A 21,808-nucleotide genomic window follows, 5' to 3' on the forward strand; every position below is an offset into this window, starting at 1 on the left:
AAAAGAGAATTACCCTACTGCTCTTTTTAATAGTTCAAATTCCTCTTTCAAGAACAATCCATTGTTTACCATATCAGATATTATACTGAATGCCTCTTTTTGAGGTAAACCTTTTCGGTATGGTCTATCTTCAGTCAGAGCTTGATATACATCACATATTCCCACTATTCTATCAAACAAGGAAAGTTGATTTATTCCAAGTTTTTCTGGATATCCGCTTCCATTTACCCTTTCATGGTGATTTCCTGCCCATTCTGAAATTTCGCCTTTAAAAGCAGGTATTTTAGAAAGAATTAGTTTTGTATAATAAGGATGCGACTTTACTATGTAAAATTCTTCCTTTGTCAGCTTATCGGGTTTATCTAAAATTTCATTTGGTATAATCATCTTTCCCAAATCATGTAGGTATCCAGCAATCCTGAGTTTATTGGCTGTATCAAAATCCAGGTCCAAAATTTGAGCGATGTTAAATACGATATTTGAAAGACCTTGAGAATGCAAATGCGTAAACTTACTCTTATTGTCAATCAGCAGTGCAATTGCTTCAGAGAATTTCAACATGTTTTGGGTATCAAAATAGACCTCTTCTTCGTAAGACAACTCTAAAACAATATCCCTCAATTGAGGATTATAAAGGTCAAGCCAGAACTTATCCTTCTCGGCAATTTCCAAAAAGGCTTCAACAAGAACTGGATTAAACAATACACCTTTATTTTTAAGCAGCCAGTTTTTTAAATCCTCAAATTGAAGATAATATGCTTTTGTCCAATCAAATCTGATGTCAATTTGGTCAGCTATGTTTATAATCTGTGAGGCCAATGGTATTGAGCTGTGGTCCTGACCAAATGCACCAGAACCGTCATAAAAGTCATGATGATACTTAATGAACTCTGCAACATCTTGGTCTATTGGTAGTTTTCTTACAAACTCATATCCTAAAATACAATGATTTTTTGCAAGTTCTATATCCGTATGAGCAGAGTAAAAACCACTGCCGGCTACAGTTATACCAATATCATGGAAAAAAGATGCATAGAAAATCTTTTTGGTATCAGTTTTTTTAAGATTGAGCTGATTTGCAATTTGGAGAGATATGTATGTAACCTTTGGTGCATGTTCTTTCCTTCCCTGTGCAATATCAATTAGATGTGAAATTGCAGCAAGCAAATTTCCTACTCCAATCTTCATATATACATCTACCACCTTAAGAAATTTTGCAGAATCCTAAGAAGTATTATATCTCAAACAAGAAAAAAATTCTTACTAAAAATTTTTACTTTGCAATTTTGTATTTTAGAAAAGTTTTTTAAGATGGTTCTTTGAAGTAGCAAAAGAGGCAATTAAGAATTATAAGAGACATATAGAAATGATAGATGATAGGTATATCAAAAAGCTGCTTGAGAGAATAATTCTTGATGAGGAGAAACACATCAAATTGTTAAAAGATTATCTTGATAGAAAATTTTAATTTGTGGGTATTAAATAATTAACAAAGGAAATAGAATATACTGAGGAGGGAAGAAAACTATGCAAGAAAAATATGTATGTGGAATTTGTGGGTATGAAATTGTGGATTTAAATTCCCCGTGTCCATATTGCGGTGCTGAACCAAATCATTTTGTAAAAGCAGATGAAGTGGATGTTGAGCTAATTAAAAAAATTTATCAAGAAGGCGGGGCAACTTATTAAAATTTCTCTTGCAAACCGCCTTTTTTTATTATAAAATTATAAAGTCGTTGTGTGGGTAAAAAGAGATATCAAGAAGTTGGATTGCGATGAGGCAAAAGGTTGCTGCAAAGCAGATAGCTTTGCAGGGAATTTTTGCTGAGTATGTCTTGTCCTTTGAGACGGGCGACACGGGGAAGGTATGAGAGAATATTTCCATACCCGGTGTTTTCATGCCCGAAGTCAAAAAACTCCGGGTATTTTTATATAAAGGTTTTCGACACACACGGCTAAGTTGCAAAGTTCCCCTGTCGCAAGAAGAATAAAATAATACTATTTTTGAGGAGGGGAATATATGTCAAAAGCTCAGAGAATGAGAATTAAGCTAAAATCATTTGATTACAAGCTATTAGAACAATCAGCCAAAAAGATTGTAGAAACAGCTAAGAACACGGGCGCAGAGGTATCAGGACCAGTACCGCTGCCAACAGACAGAGAGGTTATTACAATCATCAGAGCACCGCACAAATACAAGGATTCACGTGAACAGTTTGAGATTAAAACTCACAAAAGACTTATTGATATTATCAAGCCCACACAAAAAACAGTTGATGCACTTATGCGTGTAGAGCTCCCTGCAGGTGTTGACATCGAGATTAAGCTAAAGGAGGTGTAAGTGTATGACAAAAGGTATACTTGGTAAAAAAATAGGCATGACACAGGTTTTCGATGAGACAGGGAAAGTAATACCTGTTACAGTAATTGAAGCAGGTCCGTGTGTAGTTGTCCGGAAAAAGACTGTAGAGAAAGACGGCTATTCTGCTATTCAAGTAGGTTTTGAAGATATAAAAGAAAACAAGTTAAACAAGCCGCTAAAAGGGCACTTTGCCAAACACGGAGTAAAACCAAAAAGATATTTGAGAGAATTGAGGCTCAAAGATGCAGATAAGTATGAGGTTGGACAGGAAATAAGAGTGGATATCTTTTCACCTGGTGAGAGAGTAGATGTAACTGGTATTTCAAAAGCAAAAGGTTTTCAGGGTGTTATCAAAAGACACGGTCAGCAAAGAGGTCCTATGAGCCATGGTTCTATGTATCACAGAAGGGTAGGTTCAATGGGTTCTAACACATTCCCTGCAAGGACATTCCCGGGTAAAAAGATGCCTGGTAGAATGGGCGGGGAAAGAGTAACAGTTTTAAACTTGCAGGTTGTAAAAGTTGACCCGGAGAGGAACTTGCTTTTGGTTAAAGGAAGTGTTCCAGGTAACAAAAATTCACTTTTAATAATCAGAGACTCAGTGAAAAGCAAATAAGAGCTAAAGCTTCAGGAAGGAGGAAGAGAAATGCCAAAGGTTCCGGTTTATAACATAGAAGGTCAGCAGATTGGTGAGATTGAGCTCAGCGACTCAATATTTAATGTGCCAGTAAATACCCATGTTCTGCACCAGGCTGTTGTTGCGCACCTTGCAAACAGACGCCAGGGAACATTTGCGGCAAAGACAAGAGCAGAAGTTCGTGGTGGTGGTCGAAAGCCCTGGAGGCAGAAAGGTACAGGTAGAGCAAGGCAGGGTTCTATCAGAGCTCCAACATGGAGAAAAGGTGGCGTTGTATTTGCTAAAAAACCAAGAGATTTTTCAATAGACCTGCCAAAGAAGGTAAGAAGACTTGCTTTGAAATGTGCACTGTCTTCCAAGGTAAAAGAGAACAATCTCATTGTTCTTGACAGGTGGGACATGAATCAGTACAGAACAAAAGAAGTGATAAGAGTTTTGAAAAATTTAGGGCTTGAGAATGAAAAAGCGTTAATAGTTATTCCAGAGAAGAACGAGTATTTGCAAAAATCGACAAAGAACATTCCAGAAGTCAAGACTCTTCAGGTAGGAAACTTGAATGTATTTGACATACTGAAATATGATAAATTTATAATCCTCCAGGATGCTGTGAAGAAAGTAGAGGAGGTGTATGCATAATATGTTGCCAGAAGAAATAATCAAAAGACCGATTGTGACTGAAAAAAGCATAAGCATGATTCCACAGAAAAAGTACACATTTGAAGTTGACAGAAGAGCAAATAAAATTGAGATAAAAAAAGCTGTTGAACAGCTTTTTGGTGTTGAGGTAGAAAAGGTGTGGACAATGAACGTAAAGCCAAAGAGAAAGAGAGTAGGGAGATTTGAAGGAAAAACAAAGGCATGGAAGAAAGCCATTGTAAAGCTGAAGGAGAATAGCAAAACAATAGAATTCTTTGATAGTTTGATATAAATTAAAGCTTGAAAGCAGATAAGGAGGGGAAAAAGGTGGGTATAATAGTCTACAAACCTACATCACCGGGCCGCAGAAACGCATCAGTTTTGAATTACAAAGAAATTATTACAAAAACTGAACCTGAAAAATCATTGGTATTCACAAAAAAGAAATGGGCAGGTAGAAACAATCAGGGAAAAATCACTGTTCGACATAGAGGCGGCGGACATAAGAAAAAAATAAGAATTGTTGATTTCAAAAGAGATAAAGATGGGATTCCGGCAAAGGTAGAAGCAATTGAGTATGACCCAAACAGAACAGCTTTTCTTGCACTTTTGTGCTATGCGGATGGTGAGAGAAGATATATCTTGGCGCCTGAAGGCTTAAAAGTTGGGGATACTGTAATGTCAGGACCTGATGCTGATATCAAGGTTGGTAACGCATTGCCGCTCAAGAATATCCCTGTTGGAACAATGATACACAACATTGAGCTGCATCCAGGAAGAGGCGGGCAGCTTGCAAAGAGTGCAGGAGCTGTTGCACAGCTTATGGCAAAGGAAGGCAAGTATGCGCTGATAAGACTTCCATCCGGTGAGCTCAGATATGTAAGCCAGGAGTGCCGGGCTACAATAGGTCAGGTTGGAAACTTGGACCATGAGAATGTCAGATTAGGAAAAGCAGGACGTAAAAGATGGATGGGTATCAGACCAACAGTTAGAGGTTCTGCGATGAACCCTGTTGACCATCCACACGGTGGTGGTGAGGGTAAAGCACCAATTGGGCATCCAGGACCGCTAACACCATGGGGTAAACCTACACTTGGTTACAAGACAAGAAAGAAGAACAAACCGTCAGATAAGTTTATTGTCAAGAGAAGAAAGTAATCTTTTGAAAGTAAGCACTATTTTGAGTCTTAAGGAGGGATAAAACGTGGGTAGATCTTTAAAGAAAGGTCCTTATTGTGACCCAAAACTATTAAAAAAGATTGAGAAGTTAAATCAAAACAATGAAAAGAAAGTTATCAAGACATGGTCTCGAAGATCAACAATTTTACCTCAAATGGTTGGGCATACAATTGCTGTTTATGACGGTAGAAAGCATGTACCTGTTTATATAACAGAGGAGATGGTGGGGCATAAGCTTGGTGAGTTTGCTCCCACAAGAACATTTAAAGGACATGGTCATCATACAGAAAGGTCGACTGCATTGAAGTAAAAATGAAAAAAGTTATGGTGTGCAATTGTTAGAAGGGAGGAGAAGTTTGTGGGAAAGGCAGTAAATGCAACCAACAGCGAAAAAAAAGCAACTGCTACCTTGCGCTATGCGATGATATCGCCAAGAAAGGTTAGAATAGTAATTGACCTTATCAGAAATAAACCTGTTCAAGAAGCTTTAAATATATTAAAATTTATACCAAAAAGAGGCGCAAGATTTGTAGAAAAGGTTTTAAAGTCAGCAATTGCCAATGCAGAAAACAATCATAATATGAATGTTGAAAAACTCTATATAGCTGAGATTTATGCAAATGGTGGACCAATGCTCAAGAGAATAAGACCAAGAGCGCAGGGAAGAGCATTCTTAATTAGAAAGAGAACAAGCCATATTACAGTTGTACTCAAAGAAAGAGAGTAACTTTTAATAAGGAGGGAAATAAATGGGTCAAAAGGTTCATCCGAAGGGCTTCAGGATTGGGATTATAAAGGATTGGGATTCGAGATGGTTTGCTACAGATAAAGATTTTGATAAGTATGTAATTGAAGACTACAAAATCAGGCGCCATATTAAAGAAAAGCTTTATAATGCCGGTATTTCAAAAATTGAAATAGAAAGAGCAGCAAAGAGAATAAAGGTTGTAATTCACACAGCAAAGCCAGGTATTGTAATAGGAAGAGCAGGCTCTGGCGTTGAGGCTTTGAGGAAAGAACTTGAAAAGATTACAGGTGGGAAGACAATCTCGCTTGATATAAAAGAAATAAAAGTACCCGAGCTTGATGCACAGCTTGTAGCCGAGAACATTGCTGCTCAGCTTGAAAAACGAGTTTCGTTTAGAAAGGCTATGAAACAGGCAATGGCAAGGGCGCTTAAAAGCGGTGCGAAGGGTATCAAGACAATGGTATCAGGACGTCTTGGCGGAGCTGAAATTGCAAGAACTGAATGGTATAAAGAGGGAAGAATTCCTCTTCAGACATTAAGGGCAGACATTGATTATGGATTTGCAGAAGCTCACACTACTTATGGAAGAATTGGTGTGAAGACCTGGATATACAAAGGCGACATTTTGCCACAAAAAGGAGCAGGTGCTGAAAAAGGGGGAGATAAATAATGCTTATGCCAAAGCGAGTTAAGTGGAGAAAACAACAAAGAGGTAGAATGAAAGGGAAAGCAACAAGAGGCAACTTTGTTGCATATGGCGATTATGGTATTATGGCTTTGGAGCCGGGCTGGATTACAAGTAACCAGATTGAAGCTGCCAGAGTGGCTATTGCAAGGCATATAAAAAGAGGCGGTAAGGTTTGGATAAAGATATTCCCGGACAAGCCTGTGACCAGAAAGCCTGCTGAGACGCGTATGGGTTCTGGTAAAGGTTCACCTGAGTACTGGGTTGCAGTGGTAAAACCGGGAAGAGTTATGTTTGAGGTTGGCGGTGTTGATGAAGAGGTTGCAAAAGAGGCACTGAGGCTTGCTATTCACAAACTGCCAATAAAGTGCAAGATAGTTTCAAGACAAGATGTAGAAACGGGTGGTGAGGTAAATGAAAGCGTCTAAGCTTCGTGAAATGACAACTCCAGAACTTCATAATGAGTTAAAAAAGTTGAAAAGTGAACTTTTTAACTTGAGGTTTCAGCTTGCAACAAACCAGCTTGAAAATCCAATGAGGATTAGAGAAGTCAAAAGAACAATTGCAAGAATAAAAACAATCTTAAGAGAAAGAGAACTTGAGCAAGAAAGAGCAAGTAAAAATGCAAAATAAAAGCAGGCTTTAAGGAGGGAATTTAAGTGGAACAAAAAAGAGGTTTGAGAAAGACAAGGATTGGTGTTGTTGTGAGCGATAAGATGGATAAGACTGTTGTAGTTGCAGTAGAAACTTTAGTTCAGCACCCTCTTTATAAAAAGACTATAAAGAGAACTACTAAATTTAAAGCTCATGACGAGAACAATGAATGCAGAGTTGGTGACAAGGTATTAATTATGGAAACAAGACCACTTTCAAAAGAAAAGAGATGGAGAGTTGTAAAGATATTAGAAAAGGCAAAGTAAATTTAAGCAAACCTTAGGTTTTAGAAGGAGGGACATAAAAGATGATTCAACCACAATCAAGGTTGAGAGTTGCTGATAACACAGGTGCAAAAGAGGTAATGTGTATAAGAGTACTTGGTGGTTCAAATAGAAAATTTGCAAATATAGGTGATATCATAGTATGTTCTGTTAAAGATGCAACACCAGGTGGCGTTGTTAAAAAAGGTGATGTTGTGAAAGCTGTAATTGTCAGAACAAGAAAAGGAATCAGAAGAGAAGATGGAACATACATCAGGTTTGATGATAATGCAGCAGTCTTGATAAGAGAGGATAAAACTCCAAGAGGAACACGTATATTTGGACCTGTTGCAAGGGAACTCAGAGATAAAGACTTTATGAAGATTGTTTCGCTTGCACCAGAAGTTCTGTAAGCTTTTGATTGAAGGAGGGAAAGATATGCCAAATAAGGTTCATGTAAAAAAAGGAGACACAGTTGTAGTTATTTCGGGTAAATACAAGGGCAAACAGGGCAAAGTATTAACAGTTTTGCCAAAGGACAAGAAAGTGGTTGTTGAAGGTGTTAATATAGTAAAGAAACATGTAAGGCCGAATCCCAAAATGCCACAGGGCGGTATAATTACTCAGGAAGCACCAATCTGGGCATGCAAAGTAATGCTTGTCTGCCCGAAGTGTAACAAACCAACACGAATAGGGCACAGGTTTATCCAAGAGGGAGATGAAGAGAAGAAAGTAAGAACCTGCAAGAAATGTGGCGAGATTATAGATTAATTGTCAAAGTGAGGGGAGGTAAAATTTTATGGCACCGAGACTTAAAGAGAAGTACTACAAAGAAGTTATTCCCGCAATGATGCAGAAGTTTGGATACAAGAACATTATGCAAGTGCCAAGACTCGGCAAGATTGTAGTAAATATTGGACTTGGTGAAGCCAAGGATAATCCCAAGGCGCTGGAAGCAGCTGTTAACGATTTGATGGCGATTACAGGACAAAAACCAGTTGTTACAAGAGCCAAGAAGTCTATTTCAAACTTCAAACTGAGAAAAGGAATGCCAATAGGCTGTATGGTGACTTTAAGAGGAGATAGAATGTATGAGTTTTTAGATAAGATGATAAATCTTGCTCTTCCAAGGGTAAGAGATTTCAGGGGTGTTTCAGATAAATCTTTTGACGGAAGAGGAAATTATACAATTGGGTTTAAAGAACAAGTTGTATTTCCAGAAATTGATTATGACAAAGTGGATAAGATTAGAGGACTTGAAGTTACAATTGTTACCTCTGCAAAGACTGACGAAGAGGCAAAAGAACTTTTGAGATTATTGGGCATGCCATTTGTAAGCTAAATTTGAATTAGAAAATAGGGAGGGGAATTCATGGCAAGGAAAGCTTTGATTGTAAAGCAGCAAAGACCACAGAAGTTTTCAACAAGATATTACAATAGGTGCAAAATCTGTGGAAGACCGAGAGCGTACTTGAGAAAGTTTGGGGTTTGCAGACTCTGTTTTAGAAAGCTTGCGCATAACGGAGAGATACCGGGTGTTAAGAAAGCGAGCTGGTAATTTTTAATTCGGAAGGAGGTAATAAGATGTACGTAATAGATCCTATTGCAGATATGCTCACACGCATCAGAAATGCAAATAATGCTCGCCATGAATATGTAGATATTCCGGCTTCAAAAATGAAGAAGGCTATTGCACAAATCTTACTGGAGGAAGGTTTTATAAAAGAATATGAAATAATTGATGATGGCAAGAATGGGATTATAAGAATAAAATTAAAATATGGTCCTAACAAAGAAAGAGCAATTACCGGTCTTAAAAGAATCTCGAAACCAGGACGTAGAGTATATGCAGGTAAAGATGAGCTTCCAAGGGTTCTGGGTGGACTTGGTATAGCTATTATCTCAACATCCAAAGGTATAATGACAGATAAAAAAGCAAGAAAAGAAGGAGTTGGCGGAGAGGTACTCTGCTACGTCTGGTAATAAGACTTTATTTTTGTTGGAGGTGAAATGATGTCAAGAATAGGGAAAAAAACTATTGATATACCAAATGGTGTAGAGGTTAAAATAGATGGCAATGTCATTACAGTAAAAGGTCCAAAGGGTAGTTTGACAAGAGAAATTCATCCTGAGATGATAGTTAAAATAGAAAACAATCAGATTTTGGTTCAGAGACCTTCTGATGAAAGATTTCACAGAGCACTTCATGGTCTTACAAGAACGCTTATTGCCAATATGGTTGAAGGTGTTACAAATGGTTTTGCAAAGGAATTGGAAATTGTCGGGATAGGATACAGGGCACAAAAACAGGGCAAAAAACTTATTTTAAACGTGGGATATTCTCATCCTGTGGAATTTGAAGAGCCAGCAGGGCTTACTATTGAAGTGCCTGATCAAAACAGGATAATTATAAAAGGAATTGATAAACAGCAGGTTGGTAACTTTGCGGCAGTCATCAGAAAAGTTCGTGAACCTGATCCATACCTCGGTAAAGGTATCAAATATGCAAATGAGGTATTGAGACTCAAAGAAGGAAAAGCCGGTAAAGGCGGTAAGAAATAGAGGGGAGTGATTGGGCTTGTATAAAAAGGTGAATCGTAATGAAAAAAGATTAATACGTCACAAGAGAATTAGAAAGAAAGTGTTTGGTACAGCTGAAAGACCTCGTCTTTGTGTGTATAAAAGTTTAAAATATATATATGCCCAGATAATTGATGACGAAAAAGGTCATACCCTGGTTGCAGCATCATCTCTTGAACCTGAGATTAAATCAAGGCTTTCCTCTACAAAATCTGTTGAAGCTGCGCAGTATGTAGGAAAAGTTATTGCTGAAAGGGCAAAAGAAAAGGGAATAACCAGGGTTGTGTTTGACAGAGGTGGATATCCATATCATGGCAGGGTAAAAGCCTTGGCTGAGGCTGCAAGAGAAGCCGGTCTTGAGTTTTAATTTAAAAGGAGGGGTAGAGCTTGGCGCAAAAAAGAATTGATCCAACAGGCTTGAACTTGAAAGAGAGAGTTGTTAATATAAACAGGGTTGCAAAGGTTGTAAAGGGTGGAAAAAGACTCAAATTTTCTGCTATTGTTGTGGTTGGTGACGAGAACGGGCATGTTGGCGCAGGGCATGGAAAAGCTGCTGAAATACCTGATGCTATAAGAAAGGCTATTGAAGATGCAAAAAAGCATCTTATCGAAGTGCCAATTGTTGGTACAACCATACCTCATGAGGCAATTGGTGATTTTGGTGCTTCAAAGGTACTGATTAAGCCTGCTCCGGAGGGTACTGGTGTTATTGCAGGTGGTGCTGTGAGAGCTGTTTGTGAGCTTGCGGGCATAAAGGATATAAGAACAAAGAGCCTTGGGTCAAATAATCCTGCAAATGTTGTGCATGCTACAATAGAGGCTTTAAAGCAGCTCAAAAGACCCGAAGAGGTTGCAAGACTCAGAGGCAAGACCTTAGAAGAGATACTCAAATAAAAAGGAGGGCAAACCTGAATGAAACTTTATGAGCTAAGACCTGCTCCAGGTGCTAAGAAAAAGCCAAAGAGAGTTGGAAGAGGCGAAAGTTCTGGTCATGGTAAGACATCCACAAGAGGTCATAAAGGGCAGTGGGCTCGTTCTGGTGGTGGTGTAAGACCCGGGTTTGAAGGCGGTCAGATGCCGCTTACCAGAAGAATTCCCAAGAGAGGCTTTAAGAATATAAATAAGAAAGTTTATACTGAAGTCAATGTAGAGAAACTCGAAAGATTTGATAATGATACAGTAATCACTCCGGAACTTTTACTCAGAGAAGGGGTTATTAGCAAGATAGAAAAAGACGGTGTAAAGGTGCTTGGCAGAGGAAAGCTGACAAAGAGACTGATTGTGAGGGTGCAGAAAGTATCCGAGGGTGCGAGAAAGAAGATAGAAACAGCCGGAGGAAAGGTAGAGGTGATTTAAAGTGTTTGAAACAATAAAAAACGCGTGGAGATTACCTGACCTGAGAAGAAAGATCCTTTTTACCCTCTTTATGATACTAATTTTCAGACTGGGGGCTTTCATCCCAGTCCCCTATATAGATAGGGATGCACTGGCAAAGGTTATAGACGACCTGACAATGCTTGGATTTTTTGACGTTGTTGCCGGTGGAACTTTTAAAAATATGAGTATTTTTGCGATGAGTGTAACACCATATATTAACTCTTCAATTATTATGCAGCTTTTGACAATTGCAATACCTGCTTTGGAAGAGCTTGCAAAACAGGGAGAGGAAGGTAGAAAGAAGCTTGCTGAATGGACCAGATACGGTACTGCAATTTTGGCTTTCTTGCAGGCAGTAGGAATCTATTTTGGATTGAAGAATGCATCAAGCTTGACAGGTGGAATTCCTGTTATAACAACACAGGGTCAGGGATTTTTGGGATTTATAACAATAACAGTTGCTTTGACAGCCGGCACTGTGTTTTTAATGTGGATAGGTGAACAGATAACAGAAAATGGGATTGGGAATGGAATATCGCTTTTGATTTTTGCAGGAATTATTTCAAGAATTCCAAATGGTGCTGTATCACTTTGGAACTATGTAGCAAAGCTGAATGAGTTTTCGCTGACAAGCATTATAGGTGTAATATTATTCCTGGTAATGGCATTGGCAATAATAGTTTTTATAATCATAATTCAAGAAGGCGAGAGAAGAATCCCTGTTCAATACGCAAAGAGAATAGTGGGAAGAAGAGTATATGGTGGTCAAAGCACACATATTCCTATCAAGGTTAATATTGCTGGAGTCATTCCTATTATCTTTGCTATATCGCTTGTGATGCTGCCAACCACAATAGCTCAGTTTTTCCCAAACTCTGGCTTTTACAAATTTGTAAAGGCATATTTCTCCTCTGGGTCGTTGTGGTATACATTTTTCTATGCTTTGTTTATAATAGGTTTTACCTACTTCTACACAGCAATAGTTTTCAATCCTGTTGAGATAGCAAATAACTTGAAAAATTATGGAGGATTTATACCTGGTATTAGACCCGGGAAACCAACAGTGGATTTTATTACACGTGTGCTTTCTAAAGTCACTTTTGCAGGGGCATTGTTCTTAGCATTCATTGCAATTCTGCCAACATTGGTTGGACTTATGTTCAAACATCAGCTTAACATTTACTTTGGCGGAACAAGCTTGCTGATTGTTGTTGGTGTGGCTCTTGAGACAATCCGACAAATGGAAGCTCAAATGCTTATGAGGCATTACAAGGGATTTTTGAGCTAAGTGATTTTAAAGATTAAGGTGGATGGTGATATGGATATGAGGCTTATTATTTTAGGTGCGCCGGGTGCGGGGAAAGGCACACAGGCAGAGTATCTTAGCAATAGATTTGGTATTCCTCATATTTCAACAGGAGATATTTTGAGAGAAAATGTAAGAAACCAAACAGAACTTGGTAAAAAGGCAAAAGAATATATGGACAAAGGGCTTTTAGTACCAGATGAGATAGTTATTGAACTTGTTAAAGATAGGCTTGCTCAGGATGATTGCAAAAATGGTTTTTTGCTTGATGGATTTCCAAGGAATATTTCTCAAGCTGAAGCACTGGAAAAGGTTCTGGCTGATCTTGGTCAGAAGATAGATAAGGTTTTGAACATTGAGGTACCTGATGAAAAAATCCTGGAGCGAATGTCAGGCAGAAGAATCTGTAAAAATTGTGGTGCAAGTTTCCATATAATTTACAGACCACCCAAGAAAGAAGGCATTTGTGATGTGTGTGGTGGAGAGTTATATCAGCGAGAGGATGACAGGGAAGAGACAGTAAAGAGACGTTTAGAGGTTTACCATGCACAGACTCAGCCTTTAATAGAATACTATAAAAATAAAGGTTTGCTTGTAACAGCTGTGGGTCAGGAAGAAATTGCTGATACCACAAAAGAGGTGCTAAAAGCGCTGGGGGTTGAGTAAGGAGCAAGGGAAGAAAAATGATTACTATTAAATCTGAAGCTGAACTTGACAGCATGAGATCTGCAGGTAGAATTGTTGCAAATGTTTTAAAGGAATTGGAGAAGATAATAAAACCTGGGATTACAACAAAAGAACTTGATGAATTTGCCGAAGAATATATAATTAAAAATGGCGGGATACCATCATTTAAAGGGTTGTACGGGTATCCTGCCTCAATATGTACTTCAATTAATGATGAGGTAGTTCATGGAATTCCAGGTTTGAGAAGGCTTGAAAATGGAGATATTATCAGTATAGATGTGGGAGTATGTGTTGATGGGCTTCATGCCGATGCAGCGAGGACGTTTGCTGTTGGGGAAATTTCCGAAACAGCAAAGTTGCTTATAAAAACTACTGAAGAAAGCTTTTTTGAAGGGATTAAAAACGCGGTTGCTGGCAGAAGAATAGGTGATATTTCAAATAGTATTCAGAAATATGTGGAAAGCCGTGGCTTCAGTGTAGTGAGGGATTTGGTGGGACATGGAATTGGAAGAAAGTTCCATGAATCACCTCAAGTCCCGAATTTTGGGAAAGCTGGAGTTGGGATAAGGCTTATCAAGAACATGACTTTGGCGATTGAACCCATGGTAAATGAAGGAACTTTCAGGGTTTACACAGCAGAGGATGGGTGGACAGTTAAAACACTTGATGGTAAGCTCTCTGCCCATTATGAAAACACTATTGTAATTACAGAGGGTTTACCGGAGATAATTACATTATGAGGTGTTTTTAAAATGGATCTTCAAATAGGGCAGATAGTTCTGTCCAAGATGGGTAGGGATAAAAACAGGTTCTTTATCATATTTGACATAACAGATGATGGTTATGTATACCTTGTAGATGGGAAACTGAGAAAGATCAAAAAACCCAAAAAGAAAAAGATTAAACACATTGCACCAACCAGATTTGTTTCTGAAGAGATAAAAGAGAAAATACTGAAGAAAAAGCTAACAGATGCGGAGGTTGCAAAGGTGATAGAGGAATTTGAGAATAGAAAAGAGTAGGGGGTTGATAAGCCTTGTCCAAGGAGGATGTTATTGAAGTAGAAGGGACTGTTATTGAGGCATTACCGAATGCTATGTTTCAGGTTCAGCTTGACAATGGGCATAAAGTTCTTGCACATGTGTCCGGTAAATTAAGAATGAATTTTATCAGAATACTACCAGGTGATAGAGTTGTGGTACAGCTCTCACCTTATGACCTTACACGCGGCAGAATTGTCTGGAGGTCTAAATAAACTCTTTTTAAAAAGGGAGGAACTGGAGAATGAAGGTACGACCATCTGTCAAACCTATCTGTGAAAAATGCAAGGTTATAAGAAGAAAAGGGAAGATTAGAATAATCTGTGAAAATCCAAAGCACAAACAAAGACAAGGTTAAATTTGTGGAGGTGAATTTTTAGAATGGCGAGAATTGCAGGTGTTGACTTACCAAGAGAGAAAAGAGTCGAGATTGCACTGACATATATTTTTGGTATAGGACTTTCAAGATCAAAACAGATTTTGAGAGATACTGGCGTTGACCCGAACAAGAGAGTAAAAGATTTGACTGATGATGAAATTGCAAAGATAAGAGACTATATAGATAAAAACTTCAAGGTTGAAGGTGAGCTCAGAGCAGAGATAGCAAGAAATATTAAAAGACTAATTGATATTAGATGTTACAGAGGTTTGAGACACTTAAGAGGTCTTCCTGTTCGTGGTCAGCGAACAAGAACAAATGCAAGGACAAGAAAAGGTCCAAGAAAAACTGTTGGTGTCATGAGAAAGAAATAATAAAAAGGAGGAGTAAATAAGAATGGCAAGACCAGCAAGAAGGACAGTAAGACGTTCTGAAAGAAAGAATGTAGAAAAAGGTATTGCTCATATACATTCAACATTTAATAATACTATTGTGACAATTACTGACCCATCTGGGAACGCAATAGCATGGGCAAGCGGAGGAACATGTGGATTTTCAGGGACAAAAAAAGGAACACCATTTGCTGCTCAACTTGCAGCAGAAAAGGCTGCAAAGATGGCAATGGACCATGGCATGAGAACAGTTGAGGTTTATGTAAAAGGACCTGGTGCTGGTAGAGAAGCGGCAATAAGAGCACTTCAGGCAGCAGGCCTTGAAGTAACCCTTATAAAAGACGTTACTCCAATTCCTCACAATGGCTGCAGGCCACCGAAAAGAAGAAGAGTGTAAAAATTTTTATTGGGAGGTGCTTTGACCTTGTCAAAATATATTGGACCTGATTGCAGATTGTGCAGAAGAGAAGGAATGAAATTATTTTTAAAAGGTGATAGATGTTATACCGAAAAGTGCGCTTTTGCAAAAAGACCATATCCACCCGGTCAGCATGGACAGGAAAGAAAGAAACTTTCCGAGTATGGTATGCAGCTTAGAGAGAAACAAAAGGTAAAGAGGATCTATGGTGTTTTAGAAACTCAATTCAGAAGATATTTTGAAATGGCTGAAAAGATGAAAGGTATTGCCGGTGAAAACCTTTTGTCATTGCTTGAAAGAAGACTTGATAATGTTGTATACAGGCTTGGTTTTGCTTCATCACGAGGAGAGGCAAGAGTACTTGTTTCACATGCTCACTTTTTGGTAAATGGTAAACCTGTTAATATTCCTTCTTATCTTGTTGAGGTTGGAGATGTGATTGAAGTTAGGGAAAAGAGCAAATCAAAGCAAAGATTTATTGAAATAAAGGAAAAGTACGCAAAAAAACCATCACCAAAATGGCTTGAAAAGGATGCTGAAAATCTTGTGGGTAGAGTAATAGCTCTGCCAACAAGAGAAGATATCGATATGCCAATAAGAGAGCACTTGATAGTAGAGCTTTATTCTAAGTAATAAATGCCCTCACGAAAATGGTGGTTGTGTATTACTTTTAAGGAGGGTATATTAAGTTGATTGAAATACAAAAACCAACAATTAGGTGTGAAGAACTGAGCCCTGACCAAAAATACGGGCGATATGTAATTGAACCCTTAGAAAGAGGGTATGGGATCACAATTGGGAATGCCCTGAGAAGAACTCTTTTATCATCAATACCAGGTGCTGCTGTGACAGCGGTTAAGATAGATGGGGTTTTGCATGAGTTTTCGACCATTCCGGGGGTATTGGAAGATGTTCCTGAGATTATTCTTAACCTGAAAGGTTTGGCAATCAAAATGTCATCCCCTGGACCAAAAATAATCTACATTGAAGCGCAGGGTGAGTGTGAGGTAAAAGCAAAGGATATAAAAGCAGATGCTGATATAGAGATTTGTAACCCTGATCATCATATTGCAACACTCAACTCAGATGCAAGACTTTTTATGGAGATAACAGTAAACCAGGGCAAAGGCTATGTACCTGCAGAAAGAAATAAACAATCAAACCAGCCAATAGGTGTGATTCCTGTTGATTCTATCTATACACCTGTTACCAAAGTGAATTACAGAGTTGAAAATACAAGAGTTGGTCAAGTGACAGATTATGACAAGCTCACAATGGAAATTTGGACCAATGGCACTATCAGACCTGATGAGGCTTTAACAGTTGCTGCAAAAATTTTAATTGAGCATTTTAACCTGTTTACTGATCTTTCTAATATTCCAACTAAAATTGAGACGGTTGTGAAGCAAGAACCGCCGAAGAGGAATAAACTTTTGGATATGACTATAGAGGAACTTGAGCTTTCTGTCAGGTCATACAACTGTCTAAAGAGGGCTGGTATAAACACTGTTGAAGATTTGGTCAACAAGACAGAAGAAGAAATGATGAAAGTAAGAAACCTTGGTAAAAAGTCCTTGGAAGAGGTCATCCAAAAGCTTCATAGCTTGGGGTTGAGTCTCAAAAAGAGCGATAGCACGCCGAAGGAGGAGGAAGAAGAGAAATGAACAAGCTGAGAAAACTTAAAAGAGACATTGACCACAGAAAAGCACTTATGAGAAACCTGGCAACATCCCTGTTCAAGCATGGAAGAATTATGACCACAGAAGCAAAAGCAAAAGACTTGAGAAGAGTGGCCGAAAAACTGATCACTATAGCTAAAAAAGGCGACCTTGCATCATACAGAAGAGTTTTAGCCTACCTGTATGAAGAAGATGTTGCTTATGACCTTTTTCAGAAAATAGCACCGAGATATCAGGGTCGAAATGGCGGTTATACAAGGATAATTAAAGTGGGTCCCAGAAAAGGTGACGGTGCAATGATGGTTTATATAGAGCTTGTGTAAGGTCAAAGAGGACTTTACCTCTTTGACCTTTTCTGGTTAATTTGTGTTTTAGAAAAGCTTAGTTTTAAAATATGTTTGCTAAAAACGAACATATTTTTGCTATTTACAAAATTCAAAGTATATGCTATTATAATTAATGCGTTTTGATTGTTGCGGGATGGTGTAATGGTAGCACAGGTGACTCTGGATCACCTTGTCTAGGTTCGAGTCCTAGTCCCGCAGCCAAAATGGCCCTATCGTCTAGAGGCCCAGGACACCGCCCTCTCACGGCGGAGACAGGGGTTCGAATCCCCTTAGGGCTACCAAATTTTATATTTACCTGTAAAAAACGAGCTTGAGATAAAACTCAAGCTCGTTTTTGTATTTTATTAACTTTTAAACGAATGGAATGTTGAAAGTTCACTTCGAGTTATAGAACTCTAATGTTAAATCTTCAATTTTGATAAAATCAAAAAAATTCCCCCATTTTACTTGTATTAAGTAAAATGGGGGCAAGATCTTAATAAAACTAAGAATTTGCTTTTACTGCATTTTTTATAGCCTCAATTGCCTGTTGTGTATCCATATTTCTGATTTCTACCCCAATGTGCTTTTCTTTTGGGAAACCAACTGCTTCAAATGCATCCCTGTACATTTTTCTTTGCATGGTTGGATCGCAGCCTGCAACATATAGCTGATCAATTTCAGCACCATTTAACAGTTCTCTCAAGTATTTGTCACAATCAATGGTGAGCATCATGTTGCTCACCTTGTTTGTTTTATGGTGCAGATAATTTATATAAACAACTTTGTATTTATTGATAATAATTTTGAATTTAACTGACCATCAAATTGTTACTTATATCCAATTTTTGTAGTTACCATTGCAAAACTATTAACAATATGATAATATATGAGTAAATTCAAATATACTCATATAGAAAGGAGTGAAATGAAATAAGTCTTGCTGAAATTTTTAAGGCTTTGAGTGACTCAAATAGGCTTAGGATTTTCAGCCTGCTTTTAGAAAATGAACTCTGTGTATGCGAAATGGAAAAAGTTTTAGGGCTTACTCAGTCCAATGTTTCAAGGCATCTTCAGATACTGAAGAGCAGGGGAATGGTTTCTTGCAGAAAAACTGCTCAGTGGATTTACTATCGCATATCTGATGAGTTTTGCAGAGAATATGGTGAGCTTTGTGAGTTTTTGAAAACAAAATTTCTATCTGAGGAACCTTTCAAAAGTGATTTGAAAAAACTAAAAGAAGAAAAGGTAAAAGGATTTAGCTGTGAGAAAGCAATAGAAGAAGTTAACAGTAGCCTTGCAAGAAGGAAAAGAAAGGAGAGATCTTCTGGTATGAAGCCAAAAGTTGCTTTTGTGTGTGTTGGGAATTCCTGCCGAAGTCAAATGGCAGAGGGTTTTGCCCGCTACTACGGCAGCGACTTAATTGATGTATACAGTGCAGGTACAGAGATAGCAGATAAAGTCAATCCCCTGGCAATTGAAGTAATGAAAGAGAAGGGAATTGACATTTCACATCAATTTCCAAAAACCATTTTTGATATTCCCAAAGAAGTGGACTATTTAATTACAATGGGTTGTGGAGTTGAGTGTCCATATATTCCATGCAGACACAAAGAAGATTGGGGTTTGAGCGACCCAGCAGGAAAGCCTATTGAGGAGTTCAGAAAGATTAGAGATGAGATAGAAAAAAAGGTTTTGCATTTACTTGAAAGAGTAAAAAAAGAATATTATTATGGGGAGGCGAAATAACTATGGAGCACAGAAAAGGACTTTCATTTTTAGACAGGTTTTTAACTCTTTGGATTTTGCTTGCAATGGTTGTGGGAGTTCTAATAGGTTACTTTTTTCCAAACTTTGCAAATATATTGAATAAGCTAAGTATTGGCACAACATCAATTCCAATTGCAATTGGTCTTATATTGATGATGTATCCCCCTCTTGCAAAGGTGAGGTATGAAGAGATAAACAAAATGAAACAGGGTCGAAAACCTTTTGGAATTGCTATAGTTTTTAACTGGTTTATTGGTCCTGTTGTGATGTTTTTACTGGCAATAATACTTTTAAGGGACTATCCACACTATATGATTGGAGTTATTTTAGTAGGTTTGGCAAGGTGTATTGCTATGGTACTTGTGTGGAATGACCTTGCAGATGGTGATAGAGATTATGTGGCTGTGCTTGTTGCTTTGAATGCACTATGGCAGGTGTTGACATATTCAATTTTTGCATATGTTTTTATAAAAATCCTGCCACCTGTTTTTGGTGTTGATACGAAAAACATTGCTCTTCATATTTCAATGAAAGACATTGCAATTTCTGTATTTATTTATCTTGGCATTCCGTTTATTGCAGGACTTTTGACAAGACTTATACTGGTAAAGAAAAAGGGTAGAGAATGGTATGAAGAAAGCTTTGTGAAGAAAATAAGCCCTGTCACCTTAATTGCACTGCTATTTACAGTCATTGTGATGTTTTCTCTAAAAGGTAAATACATTGTTGAACTTCCTCTGCATGTAATAAGGATTGCAATACCTCTTACTTTTTACTTTGTAATAATGTTCTTGATAACCTTCTTTGCTTCGTATAAGATGAAATATTCCTATCCGGAAAGTGCAACTGTTGGTTTGACTGCAGCCAGCAATGACTTTGAACTTGCAATTGCTGTTGCTGTTGCGACATTTGGTCTGGGTTCAGGAGAAGCTTTTGCAACTGTAATTGGACCGCTGATTGAAGTGCCTGTTATGCTCATGCTTGTAAATGTGGCTTTGTATTTTAAGAAGAAATTATTTGGAGTAAACGAATCAGAAGAGTATAGAGTGTACAGATTAAAACAATCTGTTGAGGAGACCTTTATTGAATAGTGTTATGAGGTTTTCGTTTTACCAAGATTCGGATGGTTATTTTTATTTTCCTTTTAATTTATTCCTTCATGTTATAATTTAGAAGATAGATGCTATAATTTATTCAACAACAATTTTTGGAATGCGAAAAATAGTATTGTTCCGACTTTCAATTTTTCATAAAAAAGTTTTTTTGAAGAAGAAACCATCCAACTGGTCAAAGTAAGATTTGCAACAATGACTATTTTATGTTACAATAAAATTAGCTAAGTTTTAGGATGAGGTGATAGCTATGATTGTGAATGCAACAGAATTTAAAATGAGAGTGGGGAAATATTTGAAACTTGCTGAAAAAGAGGAGATTATTATTACAAAAAATGGAAGACAAGTTGCTAAACTTACACCGATTAGAAAGAGTGGTACCTCAGCTGTAGATTTTTTATATGGTTTGCTGGAAAATTATAGTAATAAAGATATAGATGTAAAACAATTAAGAAATGAGAGGCTAAAAAAGTATGAAGGTGTTAATTGACACTAATGTTATTTTGGATGTTTTATTAAAAAGAGCACCATTTGACACCGATTCATATACAGTGTTAAAATTCTGTGAGCAAAACATTGTGGAAGGTTATGTTGCTTCTTTTGCTGTTACAGATATTTATTATTTTATCTCCAGGAATTTAGGGAGTGAAAAAGCACGTCAAGGTATTGAAGCATTGCTTGGTATAGTAAAACTTGTTAGTATAAGCAAGAGAGATATAGAAGATGCTTTGAGAAATTCAGATATAAAAGATTTAGAAGATGCCCTGCAAATTCAATGTGCAAAAAAAAATCAAGGCAGAGTGGCTAATAACAAGAGACGATAGGTTAAAAAAGTTTATATCAAGAGCGATAACTCCTTTTGATTTTGTTCATAAGATTATCAAGCCATAAACAAGTTCTCAAGGTAGCACTTGTAATGCTGCTCTCTTTTGCAAAGATCTTTAAAAAGTGATAGATGATATAAAAAAGTGATAACAAAAACTCAAAAAAAGGCCATCTAAAAAAGATGGTCTTTTTTGTTTGGCAAAAGTATTGACAAAGACAACTTTAAAATGCTATCATATAATAAAACCGAGTATACAAGTCGGAATTGGAGAGATAGAGATGTTCAGACTATCGACAAAAGGGAGATATGGTGTAAGAGCAATGCTTGATCTGGCGCTGCACTATGATGAGGGGCTTGTATCACTAAAAAATATTGCTGAGCGACAGGAAATTTCCGAACACTATTTAGAGCAGCTAATTGCAACTTTGAAGAAAGCCGGGCTTGTTAAGAGTATAAGAGGTGCGCAAGGGGGATATATGCTATCTCAGGAGCCTTCTAAAATAACAATTGGGGATATTTTAAGGGCACTGGAGGGTTCGTTATCTCCTGCAGAATGCATTGATGATATTCAGAAGGTTGACTGTCCACGAAAGGACTTTTGTGTTACCAAAAAAGTTTGGGAAAAGGTAAAAGAAGCTATCGAAAGTGTTGTAGATTCAATAACGTTGCAGGACCTTGTTGATGATTATAGAAAGATGGCTGCAGATGAGTCTTATATGTTTTATATTTAAAAAAAGAGGGTATAATAGATT

Annotated in this window: 37 protein-coding genes, 2 tRNA genes and 3 pseudogenes; 40 read left to right on the forward strand and 2 right to left on the reverse strand. The window is 37.6% G+C overall.

The genetic code is table 11. The annotated features are described in order from the left end of the window. Positions 1–9: 9 nt before the first annotated feature. On the reverse strand, positions 10–1,188 hold the full coding sequence (locus OTK00_RS04290; RefSeq protein ID WP_045169205.1) for an HD-GYP domain-containing protein: 1,179 nt from the start codon (positions 1,186–1,188) through the stop codon (positions 10–12). A gap of 339 nt (positions 1,189–1,527) precedes the next feature. Between OTK00_RS04290 and OTK00_RS04295 the strand changes: the two genes are divergently transcribed. From OTK00_RS04295 to OTK00_RS04460, 34 genes are all read left to right on the forward strand, one after another. Further along, entirely contained in the window at positions 1,528–1,689 is a 162-nt protein-coding gene (locus OTK00_RS04295) for a hypothetical protein (RefSeq protein WP_011917794.1), read from the forward strand. Positions 1,690–2,020: 331 nt separating this feature from the next. Next, on the forward strand, positions 2,021–2,341 hold the full coding sequence (rpsJ, locus tag OTK00_RS04300) for a 30S ribosomal protein S10 (protein ID WP_013290149.1): 321 nt from the start codon (positions 2,021–2,023) through the stop codon (positions 2,339–2,341). Between the two features lie 4 nt (positions 2,342–2,345). Further along, entirely contained in the window at positions 2,346–2,978 is a 633-nt protein-coding gene (rplC, locus tag OTK00_RS04305; protein WP_045169206.1) for a 50S ribosomal protein L3, read from the forward strand. Positions 2,979–3,008: 30 nt separating this feature from the next. Continuing rightward, positions 3,009–3,635, forward strand: coding sequence for a 50S ribosomal protein L4 (gene rplD / locus OTK00_RS04310; RefSeq protein ID WP_045169207.1), 627 nt, complete (start codon positions 3,009–3,011; stop codon positions 3,633–3,635). A gap of 1 nt (position 3,636) precedes the next feature. Continuing rightward, complete coding sequence (gene rplW / locus OTK00_RS04315) at positions 3,637–3,927, forward strand: 50S ribosomal protein L23 (protein ID WP_045169208.1); 291 nt, start codon at positions 3,637–3,639, stop codon at positions 3,925–3,927. Between the two features lie 35 nt (positions 3,928–3,962). Continuing rightward, positions 3,963–4,793 carry a 50S ribosomal protein L2 gene (gene rplB / locus OTK00_RS04320; protein WP_045169209.1) on the forward strand — a complete coding sequence of 277 codons (831 nt, stop codon included), beginning with the start codon at positions 3,963–3,965 and terminating at the stop codon, positions 4,791–4,793. A gap of 46 nt (positions 4,794–4,839) precedes the next feature. Next, positions 4,840–5,124 carry a 30S ribosomal protein S19 gene (gene rpsS, locus OTK00_RS04325; RefSeq protein WP_011917787.1) on the forward strand — a complete coding sequence of 95 codons (285 nt, stop codon included), beginning with the start codon at positions 4,840–4,842 and terminating at the stop codon, positions 5,122–5,124. 48 nt (positions 5,125–5,172) lie between these two features. Continuing rightward, positions 5,173–5,541, forward strand: coding sequence for a 50S ribosomal protein L22 (rplV, locus tag OTK00_RS04330; protein ID WP_045169210.1), 369 nt, complete (start codon positions 5,173–5,175; stop codon positions 5,539–5,541). Positions 5,542–5,563: 22 nt separating this feature from the next. Further along, positions 5,564–6,232: a 30S ribosomal protein S3 gene (gene rpsC, locus OTK00_RS04335; protein WP_045169211.1), complete on the forward strand. Its 669-nt coding sequence runs from the start codon at positions 5,564–5,566 to the stop codon at positions 6,230–6,232. Further along, entirely contained in the window at positions 6,232–6,675 is a 444-nt protein-coding gene (gene rplP, locus OTK00_RS04340) for a 50S ribosomal protein L16 (RefSeq protein WP_045169212.1), read from the forward strand. The genes rpsC and rplP overlap by 1 nt, the downstream gene beginning before the upstream one ends. Next, on the forward strand, positions 6,662–6,880 hold the full coding sequence (gene rpmC / locus OTK00_RS04345; protein WP_045169213.1) for a 50S ribosomal protein L29: 219 nt from the start codon (positions 6,662–6,664) through the stop codon (positions 6,878–6,880). Before rplP ends, rpmC begins: the two co-directional genes overlap by 14 nt. A gap of 26 nt (positions 6,881–6,906) precedes the next feature. Beyond that, complete coding sequence (rpsQ, locus tag OTK00_RS04350; RefSeq protein WP_052670871.1) at positions 6,907–7,167, forward strand: 30S ribosomal protein S17; 261 nt, start codon at positions 6,907–6,909, stop codon at positions 7,165–7,167. Positions 7,168–7,208: 41 nt separating this feature from the next. Next, positions 7,209–7,577 carry a 50S ribosomal protein L14 gene (gene rplN, locus OTK00_RS04355; RefSeq protein WP_045169214.1) on the forward strand — a complete coding sequence of 123 codons (369 nt, stop codon included), beginning with the start codon at positions 7,209–7,211 and terminating at the stop codon, positions 7,575–7,577. Between the two features lie 25 nt (positions 7,578–7,602). Continuing rightward, the gene (rplX, locus tag OTK00_RS04360) at positions 7,603–7,935 is read left to right on the forward strand and encodes a 50S ribosomal protein L24 (protein ID WP_045169215.1); all 333 of its coding nucleotides are present in this window, start codon (positions 7,603–7,605) and stop codon (positions 7,933–7,935) included. 28 nt (positions 7,936–7,963) lie between these two features. After that, positions 7,964–8,506 carry a 50S ribosomal protein L5 gene (gene rplE / locus OTK00_RS04365; protein ID WP_045169216.1) on the forward strand — a complete coding sequence of 181 codons (543 nt, stop codon included), beginning with the start codon at positions 7,964–7,966 and terminating at the stop codon, positions 8,504–8,506. Positions 8,507–8,536: 30 nt separating this feature from the next. Further along, positions 8,537–8,722: a type Z 30S ribosomal protein S14 gene (locus OTK00_RS04370; RefSeq protein WP_045169217.1), complete on the forward strand. Its 186-nt coding sequence runs from the start codon at positions 8,537–8,539 to the stop codon at positions 8,720–8,722. Between the two features lie 26 nt (positions 8,723–8,748). Then, positions 8,749–9,147: a 30S ribosomal protein S8 gene (gene rpsH, locus OTK00_RS04375; protein ID WP_045165002.1), complete on the forward strand. Its 399-nt coding sequence runs from the start codon at positions 8,749–8,751 to the stop codon at positions 9,145–9,147. A 30-nt stretch (positions 9,148–9,177) separates the two neighbouring features. Further along, positions 9,178–9,726: a 50S ribosomal protein L6 gene (gene rplF, locus OTK00_RS04380; RefSeq protein WP_045169218.1), complete on the forward strand. Its 549-nt coding sequence runs from the start codon at positions 9,178–9,180 to the stop codon at positions 9,724–9,726. Positions 9,727–9,742: 16 nt separating this feature from the next. Further along, positions 9,743–10,111 carry a 50S ribosomal protein L18 gene (gene rplR / locus OTK00_RS04385; RefSeq protein ID WP_045169219.1) on the forward strand — a complete coding sequence of 123 codons (369 nt, stop codon included), beginning with the start codon at positions 9,743–9,745 and terminating at the stop codon, positions 10,109–10,111. Between the two features lie 20 nt (positions 10,112–10,131). Continuing rightward, positions 10,132–10,638, forward strand: coding sequence for a 30S ribosomal protein S5 (gene rpsE / locus OTK00_RS04390; RefSeq protein WP_045169220.1), 507 nt, complete (start codon positions 10,132–10,134; stop codon positions 10,636–10,638). A gap of 18 nt (positions 10,639–10,656) precedes the next feature. Beyond that, positions 10,657–11,100, forward strand: a complete 444-nt coding sequence (rplO, locus tag OTK00_RS04395) for a 50S ribosomal protein L15 (RefSeq protein WP_045169221.1) — start codon at positions 10,657–10,659, stop codon at positions 11,098–11,100. Between the two features lies 1 nt (position 11,101). Continuing rightward, positions 11,102–12,409 carry a preprotein translocase subunit SecY gene (secY, locus tag OTK00_RS04400; RefSeq protein ID WP_045169222.1) on the forward strand — a complete coding sequence of 436 codons (1,308 nt, stop codon included), beginning with the start codon at positions 11,102–11,104 and terminating at the stop codon, positions 12,407–12,409. A gap of 36 nt (positions 12,410–12,445) precedes the next feature. Further along, complete coding sequence (locus OTK00_RS04405) at positions 12,446–13,093, forward strand: adenylate kinase (RefSeq protein WP_045170136.1); 648 nt, start codon at positions 12,446–12,448, stop codon at positions 13,091–13,093. Between the two features lie 17 nt (positions 13,094–13,110). Continuing rightward, on the forward strand, positions 13,111–13,854 hold the full coding sequence (map, locus tag OTK00_RS04410; RefSeq protein ID WP_045169223.1) for a type I methionyl aminopeptidase: 744 nt from the start codon (positions 13,111–13,113) through the stop codon (positions 13,852–13,854). Positions 13,855–13,866: 12 nt separating this feature from the next. Then, on the forward strand, positions 13,867–14,136 hold the full coding sequence (locus OTK00_RS04415; RefSeq protein ID WP_045169224.1) for a KOW domain-containing RNA-binding protein: 270 nt from the start codon (positions 13,867–13,869) through the stop codon (positions 14,134–14,136). Between the two features lie 14 nt (positions 14,137–14,150). After that, positions 14,151–14,369 (forward strand): translation initiation factor IF-1, encoded by a 219-nt coding sequence (gene infA, locus OTK00_RS04420; protein WP_045169225.1) that lies wholly within the window; start codon positions 14,151–14,153, stop codon positions 14,367–14,369. Between the two features lie 29 nt (positions 14,370–14,398). After that, complete coding sequence (gene rpmJ / locus OTK00_RS04425) at positions 14,399–14,512, forward strand: 50S ribosomal protein L36 (protein WP_011917767.1); 114 nt, start codon at positions 14,399–14,401, stop codon at positions 14,510–14,512. Between the two features lie 23 nt (positions 14,513–14,535). Further along, positions 14,536–14,907 (forward strand): 30S ribosomal protein S13, encoded by a 372-nt coding sequence (gene rpsM / locus OTK00_RS04430; protein WP_045169226.1) that lies wholly within the window; start codon positions 14,536–14,538, stop codon positions 14,905–14,907. A 22-nt stretch (positions 14,908–14,929) separates the two neighbouring features. Further along, on the forward strand, positions 14,930–15,322 hold the full coding sequence (rpsK, locus tag OTK00_RS04435; RefSeq protein WP_045169227.1) for a 30S ribosomal protein S11: 393 nt from the start codon (positions 14,930–14,932) through the stop codon (positions 15,320–15,322). 27 nt (positions 15,323–15,349) lie between these two features. Continuing rightward, a complete protein-coding gene (gene rpsD, locus OTK00_RS04440) occupies positions 15,350–15,976 on the forward strand; it encodes a 30S ribosomal protein S4 (protein WP_045169228.1) in 627 nt (208 codons plus the stop codon). A gap of 56 nt (positions 15,977–16,032) precedes the next feature. Continuing rightward, entirely contained in the window at positions 16,033–17,007 is a 975-nt protein-coding gene (locus OTK00_RS04445; protein WP_045169229.1) for a DNA-directed RNA polymerase subunit alpha, read from the forward strand. Beyond that, the gene (gene rplQ / locus OTK00_RS04450; RefSeq protein WP_045169230.1) at positions 17,004–17,345 is read left to right on the forward strand and encodes a 50S ribosomal protein L17; all 342 of its coding nucleotides are present in this window, start codon (positions 17,004–17,006) and stop codon (positions 17,343–17,345) included. The genes OTK00_RS04445 and rplQ overlap by 4 nt, the downstream gene beginning before the upstream one ends. 151 nt (positions 17,346–17,496) lie before the next feature. After that, positions 17,497–17,570: transfer RNA gene (locus OTK00_RS04455), tRNA-Gln, on the forward strand. 4 nt (positions 17,571–17,574) lie between these two features. Continuing rightward, positions 17,575–17,650 (forward strand) — tRNA-Glu (locus tag OTK00_RS04460). A gap of 203 nt (positions 17,651–17,853) precedes the next feature. On the opposite strand, the pseudogene OTK00_RS04465 reads toward OTK00_RS04460, so the two are convergent. Next, positions 17,854–18,069: pseudogene (locus tag OTK00_RS04465) on the reverse strand (heterodisulfide reductase subunit A-like protein); the annotation flags it as partial. Between the two features lie 227 nt (positions 18,070–18,296). On the opposite strand from OTK00_RS04465, the pseudogene OTK00_RS04470 reads away from it, so the two are divergent. The 6 genes and pseudogenes from OTK00_RS04470 to OTK00_RS04495 form a co-directional block, all read left to right on the forward strand. After that, positions 18,297–18,494, forward strand: a pseudogene (locus OTK00_RS04470) (ArsR/SmtB family transcription factor); the annotation flags it as partial. Positions 18,495–18,680: 186 nt separating this feature from the next. Further along, positions 18,681–19,097 (forward strand): arsenate reductase ArsC, encoded by a 417-nt coding sequence (locus OTK00_RS04475; protein WP_045170138.1) that lies wholly within the window; start codon positions 18,681–18,683, stop codon positions 19,095–19,097. 2 nt (positions 19,098–19,099) lie between these two features. After that, the gene (arsB, locus tag OTK00_RS04480; protein WP_045169232.1) at positions 19,100–20,209 is read left to right on the forward strand and encodes an ACR3 family arsenite efflux transporter; all 1,110 of its coding nucleotides are present in this window, start codon (positions 19,100–19,102) and stop codon (positions 20,207–20,209) included. A gap of 271 nt (positions 20,210–20,480) precedes the next feature. Next, a complete protein-coding gene (locus OTK00_RS04485; protein ID WP_045169233.1) occupies positions 20,481–20,720 on the forward strand; it encodes a type II toxin-antitoxin system Phd/YefM family antitoxin in 240 nt (79 codons plus the stop codon). Further along, a pseudogene (locus tag OTK00_RS04490) lies at positions 20,704–21,121 on the forward strand (type II toxin-antitoxin system VapC family toxin). Before OTK00_RS04485 ends, OTK00_RS04490 begins: the two are co-directional and overlap by 17 nt. 213 nt (positions 21,122–21,334) lie before the next feature. Further along, positions 21,335–21,787: an RrF2 family transcriptional regulator gene (locus tag OTK00_RS04495; protein ID WP_045170139.1), complete on the forward strand. Its 453-nt coding sequence runs from the start codon at positions 21,335–21,337 to the stop codon at positions 21,785–21,787. The last annotated feature ends 21 nt before the right edge of the window (positions 21,788–21,808 follow it).

It is taken from the genome of Caldicellulosiruptor morganii (genome assembly GCF_026810225.1).
Taxonomy (GTDB): Bacteria; Bacillota; Thermoanaerobacteria; order Caldicellulosiruptorales; family Caldicellulosiruptoraceae; genus Caldicellulosiruptor; species Caldicellulosiruptor morganii.

Coding starts and splice junctions, on each gene's coding strand:
- OTK00_RS04290 (WP_045169205.1), bottom strand. CDS start 1,188: ATGAAGATTGGAGTAGGAAATTTGCTTGCTGCAATTTCACATCTAATT.
- OTK00_RS04295 (WP_011917794.1), top strand. CDS start 1,528: ATGCAAGAAAAATATGTATGTGGAATTTGTGGGTATGAAATTGTGGAT.
- rpsJ (WP_013290149.1), top strand. CDS start 2,021: ATGTCAAAAGCTCAGAGAATGAGAATTAAGCTAAAATCATTTGATTAC.
- rplC (WP_045169206.1), top strand. CDS start 2,346: ATGACAAAAGGTATACTTGGTAAAAAAATAGGCATGACACAGGTTTTC.
- rplD (WP_045169207.1), top strand. CDS start 3,009: ATGCCAAAGGTTCCGGTTTATAACATAGAAGGTCAGCAGATTGGTGAG.
- rplW (WP_045169208.1), top strand. CDS start 3,637: ATGTTGCCAGAAGAAATAATCAAAAGACCGATTGTGACTGAAAAAAGC.
- rpsC (WP_045169211.1), top strand. CDS start 5,564: ATGGGTCAAAAGGTTCATCCGAAGGGCTTCAGGATTGGGATTATAAAG.
- rplP (WP_045169212.1), top strand. CDS start 6,232: ATGCTTATGCCAAAGCGAGTTAAGTGGAGAAAACAACAAAGAGGTAGA.
- rpmC (WP_045169213.1), top strand. CDS start 6,662: ATGAAAGCGTCTAAGCTTCGTGAAATGACAACTCCAGAACTTCATAAT.
- rplN (WP_045169214.1), top strand. CDS start 7,209: ATGATTCAACCACAATCAAGGTTGAGAGTTGCTGATAACACAGGTGCA.
- rplX (WP_045169215.1), top strand. CDS start 7,603: ATGCCAAATAAGGTTCATGTAAAAAAAGGAGACACAGTTGTAGTTATT.
- rplE (WP_045169216.1), top strand. CDS start 7,964: ATGGCACCGAGACTTAAAGAGAAGTACTACAAAGAAGTTATTCCCGCA.
- OTK00_RS04370 (WP_045169217.1), top strand. CDS start 8,537: ATGGCAAGGAAAGCTTTGATTGTAAAGCAGCAAAGACCACAGAAGTTT.
- rpsH (WP_045165002.1), top strand. CDS start 8,749: ATGTACGTAATAGATCCTATTGCAGATATGCTCACACGCATCAGAAAT.
- rplF (WP_045169218.1), top strand. CDS start 9,178: ATGTCAAGAATAGGGAAAAAAACTATTGATATACCAAATGGTGTAGAG.
- rplO (WP_045169221.1), top strand. CDS start 10,657: ATGAAACTTTATGAGCTAAGACCTGCTCCAGGTGCTAAGAAAAAGCCA.
- OTK00_RS04405 (WP_045170136.1), top strand. CDS start 12,446: ATGAGGCTTATTATTTTAGGTGCGCCGGGTGCGGGGAAAGGCACACAG.
- map (WP_045169223.1), top strand. CDS start 13,111: ATGATTACTATTAAATCTGAAGCTGAACTTGACAGCATGAGATCTGCA.
- OTK00_RS04415 (WP_045169224.1), top strand. CDS start 13,867: ATGGATCTTCAAATAGGGCAGATAGTTCTGTCCAAGATGGGTAGGGAT.
- rpmJ (WP_011917767.1), top strand. CDS start 14,399: ATGAAGGTACGACCATCTGTCAAACCTATCTGTGAAAAATGCAAGGTT.
- rpsM (WP_045169226.1), top strand. CDS start 14,536: ATGGCGAGAATTGCAGGTGTTGACTTACCAAGAGAGAAAAGAGTCGAG.
- rpsK (WP_045169227.1), top strand. CDS start 14,930: ATGGCAAGACCAGCAAGAAGGACAGTAAGACGTTCTGAAAGAAAGAAT.
- rplQ (WP_045169230.1), top strand. CDS start 17,004: ATGAACAAGCTGAGAAAACTTAAAAGAGACATTGACCACAGAAAAGCA.
- OTK00_RS04475 (WP_045170138.1), top strand. CDS start 18,681: ATGAAGCCAAAAGTTGCTTTTGTGTGTGTTGGGAATTCCTGCCGAAGT.
- arsB (WP_045169232.1), top strand. CDS start 19,100: ATGGAGCACAGAAAAGGACTTTCATTTTTAGACAGGTTTTTAACTCTT.
- OTK00_RS04485 (WP_045169233.1), top strand. CDS start 20,481: ATGATTGTGAATGCAACAGAATTTAAAATGAGAGTGGGGAAATATTTG.
- OTK00_RS04495 (WP_045170139.1), top strand. CDS start 21,335: ATGTTCAGACTATCGACAAAAGGGAGATATGGTGTAAGAGCAATGCTT.